Genomic DNA, 15,278 nt, shown 5'->3' with positions numbered 1-15,278 from the left:
CCCAAAATAGTAAAGTGGGTATACTACGTGGTCGGTATACTACTTATAAGTTACTAGCGGCACAAGAAATAGTGGCAGAGGAATGATGTGAGCGAACTTAGCCTAGAACAAAAAAAAGCCCAATTCGATGAGTATTTTTCTATTGCGCACAGCATAAATGCGAATGTGCGCCCGTTAGGTGAAGACGAAAAAGTACCTGATGAGGAAAACCTTGAAGACTCGATGCCCTATGCATTTCGCATTGCCAGCGAAATGGCCGCGTTAGAAGCTCAAGCAATACGCCCTTTAAGAAACTTGGGTGATCACGCTGAAACTTTGGCCGAATACCTAAATCATCAGTCGCGAAAAATTGACCTGATGATGTCTTTTGTATTGCATCAACAAGATGAGCCCGAATACCGTTTCAAAACCGTAAAGCTTGGTGGTGGTGGCGTAATTATCGAATCATCCGATTCGCTAGACGTAGGTACTAGAGCAGAACTAAAGCTTTTTCTTGATGCCGAAGCTGCAGCAATTTTTTGTTTTGGTGAAGTAATTACTTGCGAGCAAGTTGAAGATAGTTACCATATCGCCTTTATTTTTAATACCATTCGAGAGCAAGACCAGGAGCTTTTAGTTCGCGCCAGTTTGCATATTCAAACACAGCAACTAAGAAAACGGGCGAAAGAAAAAAAAGCGGGATCTGAATAGCCCCTAACAACAGTATATAAGCCCTAAAACTTATCTTGCACTTAAAAAACAGGACGTCATGACAGCCACTTTATTATCGCTTCCATTACCTGCGCCTAAAAAAGAAGCCTCATCACAAGATCACAAACACTGGGGCCAGCTTCAAGGTAGCAGCGCCGCGCTATGTATTAGCCAAACGCTAAACCAATACAAAGGCCCTATTGTATTAATCACCGCCGATACGCCATCGGCAATGAAGCTTGAAAAAGAAATAGCATTTTTCTTAAGCGATAATCAAAAAAATACGCCCATTACCCTATTTCCAGATTGGGAAACGCTGCCATACGATTCCTTTTCGCCTCACCAAGATATTGTTTCGCAAAGATTAGAAACTCTGTTTCGCTTTACCCAACAAGTCGAAGGCGTTTTTATTGTTCCTGTTAACACGCTAATGCAGCGCCTTGCGCCTACCGACTATTTAGCAAAGTACCTACTAATGCTAAATAAAGGCGATACATTAGACAGAGACCAATTCAGGCGCAACCTAGAGCAAGCTGGCTATCTTCACGTAAGCCAAGTGATGAGCCATAGCGAATTCTCGGTACGCGGCAGCATTATCGACCTATACCCAATGGGTAGCGACCAGCCGTTTCGAATAGACTTATTCGACGATGAAATCGACTCTATTCGCTATTTCGATACAGAAACCCAGCGCTCTGGCGAAGCGGTAAATAAAATTCGCCTGCTGCCCGCTCGTGAATTCCCAACAGATAAAGAAGCGATAACCCTTTTTCGCCAGCAATTTTTAGAAAAATTCGACGCCAACAACGCCTCTGAAAGCGTCTTTTCTCAAGTAAGTAAAGGCACCATGCCAAGTGGTGTGGAATATTACTTGCCCTTATTTTTCAAACAAACCGCGACTCTGTTCGACTACCTTCACCCAAAAAGCCTGCTGTTACTTCACGGCGACGTGCAAGACGCCAGCGAGTTCTTTTGGGCCGACGTGCAAGAACGTTACGAGCAGTATCGCTATAACTTAGCTCGCCCGTTACTTGCGCCAGATGAACTGTTTTTACCCATTAACGAGCTGTTCGGTGCTATTAAACAGTGGCCTCGTGCGTCGCTTTCCAGCAAGGTACTTGAAGAAAAACATGGTTCTACCAACCTTCAGTGCGAAAAACTTGATGACATTGCGATTAACTCGCAGAAAAAAGCACCTGCTGAACGACTTATTAAAACCGTAAATCAAGCCACTGACAACGGGGCTAAAGTACTGTTTTGTGCTGAAACCCAAGGTCGCCGCGAGGGGTTGATTACTGTGCTTGCCAAAGCAGGCATAAAACCAAAAATTGTTGATAGCTTCAGCGACTTTATCGCAAGTCACGATACTATTGGTATCACGGTGGGTATGGTTGATAACAGTTTTCGATGGCAAACCCAGGAAGGTGAACTGTTATTTATTACGGAAACGGAATTATTAGGCCAGAAAGTAAGCCAGCGCCGTTTACGTGATAAGCGCACCGCCACCGATGAAAGTGCTATTATTCGCAACCTAGCCGAGCTTTCTATTGGCCAACCTGTAGTGCATTTAGATCACGGCGTGGGCCGTTACTTAGGCTTACAAACGCTAGATGCGGGCGGCGTTGCCACCGAATACTTGTGTATTGAGTACGCTAAGCAATCTAAACTTTATGTGCCTGTCGCATCACTTCACCTAATTTCTCGCTACACAGGTGGAGACGCAGACAGCGCACCAGTAAGTGCACTAGGTTCTGACGCCTGGACAAAAGCCAAGCAAAAAGCCGCTGAAAAAGTTCGTGACGTTGCCGCAGAACTGTTAGATGTATACGCCCGCCGCGCTGCTAAACCAGGCTTCTCTTACAATATAAACTGGGACGACTACCAAGCATTCTCAGACAGCTTCCCCTTTGAAGAAACGCCAGACCAAGCGCAAGCCATCGCTGCCGTTATGCATGATATGGGAAGCCCATCTGCCATGGACCGATTGGTATGTGGCGACGTAGGCTTCGGTAAAACTGAAGTTGCCATGCGCGCGGCATTCCTTGCAGCAAATGCAGGTAAACAGGTAGCCATATTAGTGCCTACTACCCTGCTTGCGCAGCAGCACTTTGAGAACTTTAAAGACCGCTTCGCTGCTTGGCCGTTTGAAATTGAAGTAATGAGCCGATTTGTAAGCGGTAAAGCGCAAAAGTCTGTGGTGGAGCGTATTGGTGAAGGTAAGGTCGATATCGTGGTAGGAACACATAAGTTGCTATCTAGCGATATTAAGTACAAAGACTTAGGCCTTGTGATCATCGACGAAGAACACCGCTTTGGCGTGCGTCAAAAAGAGAAGCTGAAGTCTTTACGAGCCGATGTTGATATTTTAACCCTTACCGCTACGCCTATTCCACGTACGCTTAACATGGCGCTATCTGGCATGCGCGACTTATCGATTATTGCCACAGCACCTGCCCGTCGCTTATCAATTAAAACCTTTGTGCAGCAGCGTAATAAAGCCGTTATTCGCGAAGCTATTATGCGTGAAATATTACGTGGTGGTCAGGTTTACTTCCTTCACAATGAAGTGGAAAGCATCGCGCGAACGGTGGAAGAGATTGCCGAAATTGTTCCCGAAGCACGTATTGCAATGGGGCACGGTCAAATGCGCGAGCGCGAACTAGAAGGCGTAATGAGCGACTTCTACCACCAGCGCTACAACGTACTTGTATGTACCACTATCATTGAAACCGGTATCGACGTACCAAGCGCGAACACCATTATTATGGATAGAGCTGATCATTTAGGCTTAGCCCAGCTTCACCAGCTTCGCGGCCGCGTGGGCCGTTCACACCACCAAGCCTACGCTTACCTATTAACACCGCATCCAAAGCGTATGACCAAAGATGCAGTGAAGCGCTTAGAAGCCATATCTCAACTTGAAGATTTAGGTGCAGGTTTCGCCCTTGCTACCCACGACTTGGAAATTCGTGGTGCTGGTGAGCTTTTAGGTGACGACCAATCAGGGCAAATCGCCAGCATTGGATTTAGCCTTTATATGGATATGCTCGATAAAGCGGTTAACGCGCTTAAAGATGGTCGTGAGCCATCACTAGACGATGCAACATCAGGGCACACTGAGGTAGAACTGCGTATTCCGGCTCTATTACCTGAAGATTATATTGCCGACGTTAACACCCGCCTATCGCTATACAAACGTTTGGCAAGCTGTACTAACCAAGACGATATTGATGAGTTCCAGGTAGAGTGCATTGACCGTTTCGGTCTTTTACCAGAGCCTGCTAAAAATTTGATAGAAGTAGCTGAAATTAAACTAAAAGCCCAAGAGTTAGGCATTCTAAAAGTAGACTTGTCGGCGCAAGGCGGTACCATAGAGTTTAAAGAAAACACTAAGGTCGACCCAGGCTTTATTATCAGCTTGGTGCAAACCAAACCTAATACTTTCAAATTTGAAGGTAGCCAAAAACTGCGTTTGGTGAAAAAGACCGAAACAGCTAAAGAACGCATCGCGTTTATTAGCGATATTATTGCCGATTTTGCAAAGGAGTCGCGATAACATGAAGTTATCTCGCTGGTGCCCGTTAGTCGCATCAATAAGCGCCGTATTTTTAACAACAATTTCAACCACAGCTTATGCCAACGATAACTGGTGGTTCGATGTGGAAGTGATTGCGTTTAAGCGTAACGTGGCACTGACTGAGTTAGAAGAGCAGTTTTCGCTAGCCGACAACTTAAACTCCCCTCGCGCTCAGGCAGACATCATCAGCGATGTAATTGCACCCGATATCAGCTATTTAAAACAGGGCTTAGCCGTTTGCGGTGAAGCCTCTACAACAAAATGGCCAAACGAAACCTTATTTGATATTCCGTCAAAAGATGTGGACTTTTTGTCGCTATCAACGCAAGAAAGCGAGCAAAGCGCAAATTCGTACACTGATGTGCTATCAAGCTCGAACACTAACGATGCTGGCAGTGCCTATAACAACACCACTGGCCATGCTGCAAATGCCAATACCCAAGCAAACGACGCGTATACTTCAAACCAAGGTAACCTGGCTTATTCATCGGCGGGTTATACCGAAAACCTTGGCTATGTAAATGAAGAAGTTGCAGGTAACGCACCAGATGCAACAACTATCGCTAGCTACTGGACATCGTTTTTTGGGGTAAAACAAACTACGCCCGTTACTGTTCCCAAGTTTAAATATTGCGAAGAAGCAAAGCCTTGGCTTAGCGCAGAAATTACCACTGTACTAAACGTTGTAGCCTCGACAGAGAGCGACGTTAACAACGAGGCAATGACAAGCGCTATTTCAGATAAAACAGGGGTAATTCAGTCTGCACTGAAGCCGGCTATTGTTTGGAAGGTCAACAAGCCAGACAACAGAATGCCCGCCCCTGCAAGCCTACCCATAGTGGTTGAAGGGCACGACTGGCCACTTGCCTCAAAAGCTCACCTGCTTACCAGTGAGCAACAAGCGCTATCATCTATCTCGCGCCAAATTCGCTCGAACCGACAGTTAGAACGCTTATTTCATGCTACCTGGCGGCAACCCGTTATGTTCGGCAAAAACAATGCTTTTGATGTTCGACTCTACGGGGGTCAAAACTATGCGCAGCAGTTCGATTTAAATGGCGACATGCTAGAGCAAGAAAGCCACACAGCACTTGTTGAGTCTGCCAACACTGAGACAGAATTTGGCTATGACGCAACCGCAAATTTAAATAGTGACGAGAGTAATGCAAACTCGTTTGGCACCAGTCAGGCTGCATCCCCTCTTACAGACAGCGCAGCCGCCAACGAGTTTTCGTTGAACGAAAGCAGTGCAACCACTAAAAGCGTAACAGAAATAGCCACCACTTCAGATATTTTTGCTGATATCGACCGCCGGTTATCGAACCCACAAGCGATAAAGTATGAAGCGTTTAAAGCGCTAGATACCGCCATAATTGTGGAGCAAGGTGACGACAACGCACTAGACCCATCACTTAGAACACCTATTTGGGAAATTGACGGCACAATAAAAGTATTCCTTAAATACATCAACCGCGTGCCGTATCTTCACGTAGATGGTGAGATGTTCTACCGCCAGCCAGTGCCGTTAAGTTACTTTAGTAGTGAAGAAAGTAACGCCGCATCAGCTGACCAAGCAACACCAACCGAATACAAATTGGTGTCAGTTCCTTTAGCCGAACAACGACGGGTGATCAGTACTCAGCTGCACTATTTCGACCACCCGCTTTTTGGGTTTGTGGTTCAGGTGCGTCGTTACAACCGCCCTAACATTAGCGAGTAGCTTTTTTCGCGCCAGCTACAGCATTGGCGCGTCTAGCTTTGCTAGTCGCTATTTGCTAGTTGCTAGTTGCTAGTTGCTAGTTGCTAGTTGCTAGTTGCTAGTTGCTAGTTTGCAGCATTTAATAGCTTCGCGCGTAAAAGCAGCACAAGAAATGAGTTAAGAAAATAAGGTTTTTATGAAAATTTACACTCGCACTGGCGATAAAGGCAGTACGCAAATTTATGCCGACAAAGCCGTACGTGTTGATAAAGACGATTTGGTAGTTCAAAGCTACGGCGACATGGACGAACTTAATAGCCATATTGGTTTGCTAGCCGCTCATGTTGCTGAAGCACATCAGCCCATGCTGCACGATATTCAGCGCAACCTGTTCCAAGCCGGCTTTGCCATCTCTGCAAGCTCTACATTAAAGCAAGCCGACGTTGAAAGCTTAGAAAGCCTGATAGATACAATCACAGGTAAAATGCCGCCCAATACGTCATTCGTACTGCCCGGCGGCTGTAAGGCTGCTGCGCAGGCCCATGTATGTCGTGCTGTATGCCGCCGTGCTGAACGGGCAGTTATCAGCCTTTCTAAACATTACGACGTACCCGAAGTAGTACATGCGTATTTAAACCGCTTAAGCGACTTCCTTTTTACCTTTGCGCGCTTCATGAATGTAGAAGCAGGTATAAAGGAAACCGCGGTATAAGGCCGCTATCAATTAGCCGGCGGCGAAACTAACTATAGATTCAGTTACGTAGCCAGCGCCCAAACCGGCAAAATCTAAGCAAATAAAATAATTAAGCATAAACGGTAGAGTTAAAAACCTACCGTTCACTTAATTGCTTTACCAACTCAACGGCACTATCGTACTTATCATTAAGCCCTGCAGGCATGACCCGCCCGTATAGCGCCATAACCCGCTCTTGCTTCTGTGAATCGCCCTCAATTAAGTTAGAAAAGCGTGCTTCAAATCCATCCAGAATACTCTCTGCCCCTTTTGGATTATTGCAAGCAAGGACCATGTCGCAGCCAGCATCTAGCGCCGCTTCAGCGCGCTCCACATAGCTTCCGGCAACGCTCGCGCCATGCATAGATAAATCGTCAGAAAATACAGCGCCACCAAAGCCCAAGTCACGCTTAAGCACATCTTGTAGCCATTTCGGAGAAAACCCTGCTGGCTTATCGCACACCTGGTTATAAATAACATGGGCAGGCATAACGCCATCAAGCATAGCGCGCTCAACTAAGCGTTCAAACACCACCATATCAGTACTTCGTATAGCATCGAAATCACGCTCATCTACTGGTAATGCAATATGTGAGTCGGGGGCGACACTGCCATGCCCAGGAAAATGCTTTCCAATAGCTGGCATATTGACGGTTTTTAACCCTTGTATAAGGTGGGTAGCAAGGCGTATCACCTCTTTTGCATTATCAGCAAATGCTCTATCGCCAATAACCTTAGATACACCGTTAATATCAAGCACAGGCGCAAAACTAAAATCGATATCTAGGGTTTTAAGCTCATGTGCCAACACTAGCCCACACGCCTTAGCATACGCTGCACTTTCATCCTGATGTTCTGACTGCTTTAGAATATTGCCCATAGCAGGTATTGCGGTGAAACCTTCACGGAAGCGCTGAACGCGGCCCCCTTCGTGATCGACCGCTATCAGTACGGGGCGTTTCGCATACCGTCTTATATCTTGAACAAGCGCAGAAAGCTGGCGCTTATCATGATAATTACGGCTAAATAAAATTACGCCCCCTACCACTGGGTGAGCTAACTTTTCCTTTTCTTCAGGCGCAAGTTCTTCAGCCTGACAATCCAACATTAATGGTCCCACAGCACCGCCTTTGTATGTGTCATAAAACATCACTTCAATTTTGATAGTTCTGTGGTTAGGATAGAGAAAAACAAGGAATTTTACACGTGATAAATTGGTTCAAGTGGTTGGTTTTAAGTGTTTTAACACTGCTTCTAATAGCGGCTTTGGGGATATATATATCGCTTCGGCTAAGCTTGCCCGCGCTTGATGGCAATAGCGCCACCTATCACGTAAACGCCCCCACCGAGTTAAGCCGCGACGATTTAGGTCACGCTGTCATTAATGCCGGCGATATTTTCGATGCTGCCTATGCGTTAGGCTTTGCTCACGCACAAGACCGCTTTTTTCAAATGGACTTACAACGTCGCGCTGCATCTGGGAGTTTGTCGCAATGGGTGGGCGATGTAGCTCTAGACATTGATAAAAAAGCCCGCTTTCACCAATTTGAAAAACGCGCAAAAGCCGTTTTCAAAAGCCTGCCTTCAACACAGCAAGAGTTGTTAGTACGCTACGCTCACGGTGTAAATGACGCATTAGATGAATACACCTTGCCGCCCTTTGAGTACCTCGCAGCAGGCGTTGATATAAAACAATGGCAGCCCACCGACAGCATTCTCGTTATTTACAGTATGTATTTAGACTTACAAGGCACCCAGGTAGAACTAGATTTAGCAAGAGAGGCACTGCTTTCAACTTTCGGAAATGATATATATAGCTTTATTACCCAGCCAAGTAATTATCAAGCAGCCTTAGACGCCAGCGAAATTCCGTTACTTGAGGCTGAAATACCAGACTACCCTGCTTCCCTTCGTACCCTTACCAATCAGCAGAACAATGAAAGCGAGCAAAGCGCGGAGCTCAGCGTCAAAAAGAGCACCGCAAAAACTACAAGCAATAGTAAAAACATCAACACTGCTATTGCTCGTGCCCAATACAACGGCACAGAGTTACCTGATATTGGCAGCAACAACTGGGCGGTTACCGGAAGTCACACAGCAACAGGTGCAGGCCTTTTAGCGAACGACATGCACTTAGGATTACGAGTTCCGATCATCTGGTATCGCGCCCAGCTTAACTACCAAGAGTCGGGTAGCAAGGTTCAGGTAACTGGCGTTTCTTTACCAGGCATTCCTGGAATAGTGGTGGGCACCAACGGTCACATCGCGTGGGGCTTTACTAACGCAAACTTAGACAACGTTGATTGGATAGCGCTAGATAATACAACGCCCACTAACATGGTAACAGAGCGTATTCCCCTCCCCGACGGTGAGCATGAATTCACATTTGAAGTAAGCGAATACGGCCCTGTAAAAGAACTTAACGGCAAACGTTACGCGCTGAACTGGGTCGCACACCATCCATTTGCTGCTAATTTGGGTATCATAAATTTCGGCGCCGCGAAGGACGTTCAAAAAGCTATTAATATAGGCAAACGCATCGCCATTCCAACACAGAACTTAGTTATTGTAGATGAAACCGGCAACGCCGTGTGGCTTCCTGGCGGCGCGGTTATGGATAGGCAAACGGCGTCGTTCACCGCTATAAAACAGCAAGACGCGACAGTACCTGAGCGTGCTGCAAAACTGCCTATGTTGTTGAACCCTGAAATGGGAAGAGTATGGACAGCCAATGCCAGAGTAATTTCAGCTGACGACTTTAAAATATGGGGCGACGGTGGCTATGCCCTAGGGGCCCGCGGGCAACAAATAAGAGACAGACTTTTTGAAAAAGACACCTTCAGTGAAACCGACTTTTATGCTATTCAGTTAGATAATCACGCTCGCTTTCTTATTCCGTGGCAACACCTGTTATACGGCTTGTTGAATATGCAAGATATTGAGTTCAAACCAGACCTTGCTTATTTAAACGCGTGGAAGGAATGTGCGTGTGAAGACTCGGTTGGCTACACCCTAGTTAAGCACTTTAGGCGCGAGGTAATACAAACACTTTTTGGTGGCATGCTTTCACACTTAGACCAACAAGGCGTAAACAGCCGTACTTTGCTTAGAGGTATAGAGCCTGCCACCTGGCAGCTTATTCATAGCCAGCCAGACTCGTGGTTGCCTGCCGACACTGAAAGTTTCGACGAGTTATTGGTAGACGCTTACAGACGCGCTAAACACAAGTTACTAGATAAGTATTCTCCGGTAGAAGCTGACATGGAAACCTTAGCCTGGGGTAAGGTCAATGCTTTATCAGTAGAGCACCCTTTCGCTAGTCAAATTCCCTTAGTTGGAAGCATGTTAAATATGCAGCAAGTGCAAGGCTTCGGCGATACCTTTATGCCTGCAGTTCAAGCGCCTAGCTTTGGTGCATCGGAACGATTCTTTGTGAGCCCTGGTCATTTAGAAGATGCCATTCTCACCTTACCTGGTGGGCAGAGCGGACACCCGCTGTCAGATTTTTTTACAGCAGGTTTTAACGATTATGCCACCCACGCGGCCACGCCCCTGCTACCCGGCGAATCTATCCACAGTCGAACATTCTATAAAAAAGAGGTTGAATGACACCTGCAATCACACTACTTACCAAAAAGCGTATAGCCCATAAGGTACTAAAGTATGACCACGATGCAAATGCGGCATCCTATGGGCTAGAAGCGGTTGAAAAGCTAAACCTTAACGCCGATACCGTATTTAAAACCTTAGTGGTTAGTACTGATACTAACAAATTAGCTGTTGCTGTAGTGCCCGTAAACACCAAGCTAAGCGAAAAGAAAATGGCGAAAGCATTAGGTGTGAAAAAAGTAGAAATGGCCCAAGCAAACGCAGTAATGGTAGCCACAGGATACGTATTAGGTGGGGTAAGCCCGTTGGGCCAGAAAAAGCGGTTAGCCAGCGTAATTCACAAAAGCGCAGAAAGCCTTGCGACTATGCACGTAAGCGCAGGAAAGCGAGGGTTAGAAGTGGCGCTCGCCCCTTCTGATCTAGCTACGCTCACTAATGCTAAGTTTGCAGATATTTCAGTAAGTTAAATTATCACAATCCGATATAACGTTTGCTACGTTAGCAAAAACTCACAATGCAGCTTTTGGTTATGCGACTGCCGCCATTATATTCTTAAGGTTTTCGATTGGTTTAAGCCTTTTTTTAATTAGCACATCGTCGTTTATCTTTAGGATAATACCTTTAAGTAAATCAGTAGTATTTTCTATGTGCGATAGTGACTTAAGGTGCTCTATATCTTCGAAAATCTTACGCCCTTTTAGAGATAGGCGCTTTTCTGATCTACCTTTTGCCAAGTCACTTTGAAGGTAACTCGCTATCTTTTTTGCTGATTTTTCATCTTCAGACAATGAGTGAATGTAGTACTTCATCATGCTTGGAACAAAGTCTGTAGTTGCACCAATTTCCATTGTCGCTAAATTTAAAATATCGATTAAATGCGCAGGTAAACGCCCTTCCACTGGCTTTCGCTTTGCTTCATATTGACGTTTAACCGCAGGTGTTGATTGATGAGGTAATACAGTCACGTTTTCACACTTATCACATACCCCCACCAAAACTTTTTTAACTACCCCCGTACCATCACTGAAAGGAACATCTCTAAGTTGAAATGTCGCATTTTCAAATGATTGGCAATTGCTGCATGCCGCTGTCTGCGACTCGCCTACTTTGAAAATTTTCATATCTTTTCCTCAATGATGGACGCTAATAAAAACGCTATTCGGCTCTACGAAATACCATTTAACATACCAATTATGACCGGCTAGTCTTTTCTTAATTACGTGTACTGTAATGCTGCTATCAAAATGATGAGGGCTGGAAGAATAATCGCTTCCACGACTTCGACCTATAATTTCGGCAACTTCCTCAAGCGACACTTGCCCAATTGCCAATAGGTTTTTAACATCAATATCGTTTCTCTGCTCATGGGAAACGTATCCTTTATTTAGACAGTCAATGACCTGCCGCTTTATTTCCTTGTAACCCACCCAGTACTCCGCATGCACGTAAAATGTACGCCAAATTGCGTACATTTTCAAATTAAGCTTGCAATCAGTTTATAGTATGAAAAGTAGGAAGGGGTATGAAGCTGGGCTGTGGTATGGGTTTTGGGTGAGTGTGTAAGTGCTGTGCGAGCAATAGTCTAAGGCATAGCCTCAGACATTGCCTAATTGGCCGCCTGCGCTAACCACTGCTTGCGCGCTTCTTCAAGCGCTGCTTCATCAGGCTGTTCGTTACCCGAAATAGCTACGGCAATTTGCTGAATAATGTCATCGCGCTTTTTAATTAGTGCATCAGTGCGAGGGAATAGATCTTTAGCTTCAGGATACTGTTCTTTAAGCGCTTCTACATCTTCTAATGCGTAATAGCGTGCTTCAAAGGCTTCGTTATATAGCTGACGCTTAGCATTGAATACCACAAAGTCTTTTGCGGTCTCTGAATTAAGGTAATCCATATCTTCTGACGCTAAATTAGCAGCCTGCCCCACTTCACGGGCTTCTGCCATCCACGAATCTATAGCTTCAATATTCCCATCTTTTACAGCTTGCTTTACACCTTGCTGCAAATCGCTGGCGTGAAGAATTTCCATCACGGTAATAAGCGGAACTTGTGCTGCGTTTTGGTCTCGTTTGTCTGCATCTAGCGACAAGTAAGCAAACCATGAAAAAGTAGCGGCAATAATGATAGCAAGAACGACAAGTGCTCTTTTCACACTTTCCTCCAAAGAAATGCATATAGAAATCAGTGCGAGTGCACTGTAAAAAAAGAGGCAATACAAAAAGAGCGAGAGACCCCGCTCTTTTTCAGTATTGTAACGACCTAAAGATTATTGGTCGACAGGCTCTGAGTTTTCAACTCGGCTTTTCAGTTTTTGACCCGGGCGAAATGTAACCACGCGGCGCGCTTTAATTGGAATGTCTTCACCGGTTTTAGGATTACGGCCAGGACGTTCGTTTTTATCACGCAAGTCAAAGTTACCAAAACCCGACAGTTTTACTTGCTCACCAGATTCCAGAGCGCCTTTAATCTCTTCGAAAAAAAGCTCTACCAGATCCTTCGCATCACGCTTGTTAATGCCTAGTTTCTCGAATAGGTGTTCAGCCATCTCGGCTTTGGTCAATGCCATAGTTTACTCTCTTAACGCGGCCCCAAACTCAGATTCCAGACCTTTAACCACAGTATCTACAGCTTGCTGAATTTCAGCTTCTTCCAAGGTTTTATCCGGATCTTGTAAATGAAGTGACAAAGCAAGGCTCTTATAGCCAGGCTCAATTCCCTTGCCTTTGTACTCATCGAACAAGTTTAGAGCAACTAGTTGATTTACGCCAATATTTTCTATGTAAGAAAGAACATTCCCTACACGCACTTCATCTTTAACCGTAATAGCAATATCACGGCGATTCGATGGGAAGCGCGATACTGGTACGGCTGACGGTAATTTACGATCGGTAATGGCATCTACCACTAGTTCGAACACAAATACGCGGCCGTTAACACCAAGCAATTTAGTAAACTGCGGGTGTATAGCACCAATATAGCCAACTTCTTCATCATTAAGCAAAATTTTTGCCGTCATACCAGGGTGTAACGCACTATGCTGCCCTGTAACGAACTGGAACTCACCGGTTTTACCCGTAAGTGCCAACAACGCCTCAACGTCTGCTTTCGCATCGAAGAAATCAACCGGGCTGTCGCCCAAGTCCCAATGTTCTTCATTACGACGCCCTGCTACTACACCACCAATTACTTGTTGTTGCAATACACCATTAGGCGCATCTTGTTGAGGAATAAAGCGTAATCCGGTTTCAAACATGCGAACACGTTGTTGCTGACGCTTCTGATTATAAGCAGTAGCACCTAGCAAACCCGGCCATAAACTAACGCGCATTACCGACATATCAGAAGAGATTGGGTGTGGTAACACCATGCCTTTCACGTCTGGGAATAATGCGTTTTGAATTTTAGGATCTACAAACGAGTAAGTAATCGCTTCATTGTAGCCGCGGCTAAGTAGCAACGACTTCATTGTGTTTAGCGGAAGCTTAGCTTCTTGCGAAGGCAACATTGCCAACGTTGCTTTTGGCGCCACGTTTGGAATGTTGTTGTAGCCGTATACGCGCGCAATTTCTTCAATCAAATCTTCTTCAATTGAAATATCGAAACGATAGCTTGGCGCAACCGCTTCCCAGCCTGCCTCAGTTTGCGTAACGCCTAAACCAAGGCGGTTAAGCATTTCCTTTACTTTCGCATCGTCAATGCTAATACCTAGTACGCGAGATAAACGTTCGCGACGTAGCGTAACCGTTGCTTGCTTAGGTAGCTTGTCTTCAGCCACAGCTTCAACAACAGGGCCAGCTTCACCACCACAAATTTCAAGAACTAGTGCAGTAGCGCGTTCCATGGCTTTACGCTGAAGTAGCGGGTCTACACCACGCTCATAGCGGTGCGACGCATCGGTATGCAAACCGTACTGACGAGCACGGCCCATAATGGCATCACGGCTAAAGAACGCACTTTCAAGCAAAATGTCTTGGGTTTCAGTAGTTACACCAGAGTGTAGGCCGCCGAAGATACCCGCCATTGCTAACGCTTTGTTGTCGTCAGCAATAACCAAAGTATTGCTTTGCAGCTTAGCTTCGGTTTCGTCAAGTAGCGTAAGGGCTTCGCCTTCGTTCGCCATACGTACGTTAATGTTGCCTTCAACGCTGGCAAGATTAAACGCGTGCATTGGCTGGCCAAGCTCTAGCAATACAAAGTTAGTCACATCTACAATGGGGTCGATGCTGCGAATACCGCAACGACGAAGCTTTTCAACCAACCACAATGGCGATGCTGCTTTTACGTTTACGCCTTTAACAACACGGCCTAAATAACGTGGGCATGCGTCATCCGCGCTTAACGTAATTGACAATTTATCTTCAATAGTTGCGTCTACCGCAGCTACTTCAGGCTCGCACACGTCAAGGTTATTAAGCACGCCAACTTCACGGGCAATACCGCGAATACCCAAACAATCTGCACGGTTTGGTGTAAGATCTACTTCAATGGCGTTGTCATCAAGACCAAGGTAATCGCGAATGTCTTCGCCAATAGGTGCATCGGCTGGAAGCTCGATAATACCGTCGTGGTCGTCGCTAATACCTAGCTCAGAGAAGCTACATAGCATGCCGAATGACGGCTCGCCGCGAAGCTTCGCTTTCTTAATTTTAAAATCGCCTGGCAATACAGCGCCAACAACCGCTACCGCTACTTTAATGCCTTGACGACAGTTAGGCGCACCACAAACGATATCTAGTAGCTCATCGCCACCTACGTTTATTTTAGTTACGCGCAGTTTATCGGCGTTAGGGTGCTGTCCGCACTCAACCACTTCACCTACTAGCACGCCTTTAAAATCGCCTGCTACTGGCTCAACGCCGTCTACTTCTAGGCCAGCCATGCTCAACTGTTCAGACAGCTCATGTGCCGACAGCGACGGGTTAACCCACTCTCTTAACCATTTTTCACTGAATTTCATGTGTACTTTCTGC

11 protein-coding genes are annotated in these 15,278 nt (G+C 45.8%); 6 read left to right on the top strand and 5 right to left on the bottom strand.

What is annotated here, in order from left to right:
• Positions 1-87: 87 nt before the first annotated feature.
• The 4 genes from IW644_RS03090 to IW644_RS03075 all read left to right on the top strand — a co-directional run bounded on the left by IW644_RS03090 (position 88) and on the right by IW644_RS03075 (position 6,678).
• Complete coding sequence (locus IW644_RS03090) at positions 88-690, top strand: PilZ domain-containing protein (RefSeq protein WP_179983083.1); 603 nt, start codon at positions 88-90, stop codon at positions 688-690.
• A gap of 58 nt (positions 691-748) precedes the next feature.
• Entirely contained in the window at positions 749-4,246 is a 3,498-nt protein-coding gene (gene mfd / locus IW644_RS03085; RefSeq protein WP_269916357.1) for a transcription-repair coupling factor, read from the top strand.
• Position 4,247: 1 nt separating this feature from the next.
• Complete coding sequence (locus tag IW644_RS03080; RefSeq protein WP_269916356.1) at positions 4,248-5,987, top strand: CsiV family protein; 1,740 nt, start codon at positions 4,248-4,250, stop codon at positions 5,985-5,987.
• Positions 5,988-6,162: 175 nt separating this feature from the next.
• The gene (locus IW644_RS03075; RefSeq protein WP_269916355.1) at positions 6,163-6,678 is read left to right on the top strand and encodes a cob(I)yrinic acid a,c-diamide adenosyltransferase; all 516 of its coding nucleotides are present in this window, start codon (positions 6,163-6,165) and stop codon (positions 6,676-6,678) included.
• A gap of 118 nt (positions 6,679-6,796) precedes the next feature.
• Here the strand turns inward: IW644_RS03075 and nagZ are convergent, their stop codons facing one another.
• Complete coding sequence (nagZ, locus tag IW644_RS03070; protein WP_333473838.1) at positions 6,797-7,807, bottom strand: beta-N-acetylhexosaminidase; 1,011 nt, start codon at positions 7,805-7,807, stop codon at positions 6,797-6,799.
• Positions 7,808-7,905: 98 nt separating this feature from the next.
• On the opposite strand from nagZ, the gene IW644_RS03065 reads away from it, so the two are divergent.
• Together IW644_RS03065 and ybaK are read left to right on the top strand one after the other, a co-directional pair.
• The gene (locus IW644_RS03065; RefSeq protein WP_269916353.1) at positions 7,906-10,308 is read left to right on the top strand and encodes a penicillin acylase family protein; all 2,403 of its coding nucleotides are present in this window, start codon (positions 7,906-7,908) and stop codon (positions 10,306-10,308) included.
• Positions 10,305-10,775: a Cys-tRNA(Pro) deacylase gene (ybaK, locus tag IW644_RS03060; RefSeq protein WP_269916352.1), complete on the top strand. Its 471-nt coding sequence runs from the start codon at positions 10,305-10,307 to the stop codon at positions 10,773-10,775. Before IW644_RS03065 ends, ybaK begins: the two co-directional genes overlap by 4 nt.
• A 60-nt stretch (positions 10,776-10,835) precedes the next feature.
• On the opposite strand, the gene IW644_RS03055 is transcribed toward ybaK, so the two are convergent.
• From IW644_RS03055 to pheT, 4 genes are all read right to left on the bottom strand, one after another.
• A complete protein-coding gene (locus IW644_RS03055) occupies positions 10,836-11,429 on the bottom strand; it encodes a hypothetical protein (protein WP_269916351.1) in 594 nt (197 codons plus the stop codon).
• Between the two features lie 485 nt (positions 11,430-11,914).
• The gene (locus IW644_RS03050; RefSeq protein ID WP_269916350.1) at positions 11,915-12,460 is read right to left on the bottom strand and encodes a hypothetical protein; all 546 of its coding nucleotides are present in this window, start codon (positions 12,458-12,460) and stop codon (positions 11,915-11,917) included.
• Positions 12,461-12,574: 114 nt separating this feature from the next.
• On the bottom strand, positions 12,575-12,874 hold the full coding sequence (gene ihfA / locus IW644_RS03045; protein WP_012518129.1) for an integration host factor subunit alpha: 300 nt from the start codon (positions 12,872-12,874) through the stop codon (positions 12,575-12,577).
• Between the two features lie 3 nt (positions 12,875-12,877).
• Positions 12,878-15,265 carry a phenylalanine--tRNA ligase subunit beta gene (pheT, locus tag IW644_RS03040; RefSeq protein ID WP_269916349.1) on the bottom strand — a complete coding sequence of 796 codons (2,388 nt, stop codon included), beginning with the start codon at positions 15,263-15,265 and terminating at the stop codon, positions 12,878-12,880.
• Positions 15,266-15,278: the final 13 nt, after the last annotated feature.

The organism is Alteromonas sp. PRIM-21 (genome assembly GCF_027563165.1).
GTDB classification, from domain to species: domain Bacteria; phylum Pseudomonadota; class Gammaproteobacteria; order Enterobacterales; family Alteromonadaceae; genus Alteromonas; species Alteromonas macleodii_A.
Note: the sequence above shows the minus strand (reverse complement) of the source record. Positions and strands in the feature narration are given on the sequence as shown.

Excerpts from the sequence above, each read along its gene's own strand:
- pheT (WP_269916349.1), bottom strand. The coding sequence starts at position 15,265 with ATGAAATTCAGTGAAAAATGGTTAAGAGAGTGGGTTAACCCGTCGCTG.
- ybaK (WP_269916352.1), top strand. The coding sequence starts at position 10,305 with ATGACACCTGCAATCACACTACTTACCAAAAAGCGTATAGCCCATAAG.
- IW644_RS03075 (WP_269916355.1), top strand. The coding sequence starts at position 6,163 with ATGAAAATTTACACTCGCACTGGCGATAAAGGCAGTACGCAAATTTAT.
- IW644_RS03080 (WP_269916356.1), top strand. The coding sequence starts at position 4,248 with ATGAAGTTATCTCGCTGGTGCCCGTTAGTCGCATCAATAAGCGCCGTA.
- nagZ (WP_333473838.1), bottom strand. The coding sequence starts at position 7,807 with ATGTTGGATTGTCAGGCTGAAGAACTTGCGCCTGAAGAAAAGGAAAAG.
- ihfA (WP_012518129.1), bottom strand. The coding sequence starts at position 12,874 with ATGGCATTGACCAAAGCCGAGATGGCTGAACACCTATTCGAGAAACTA.
- IW644_RS03055 (WP_269916351.1), bottom strand. The coding sequence starts at position 11,429 with ATGAAAATTTTCAAAGTAGGCGAGTCGCAGACAGCGGCATGCAGCAAT.
- mfd (WP_269916357.1), top strand. The coding sequence starts at position 749 with ATGACAGCCACTTTATTATCGCTTCCATTACCTGCGCCTAAAAAAGAA.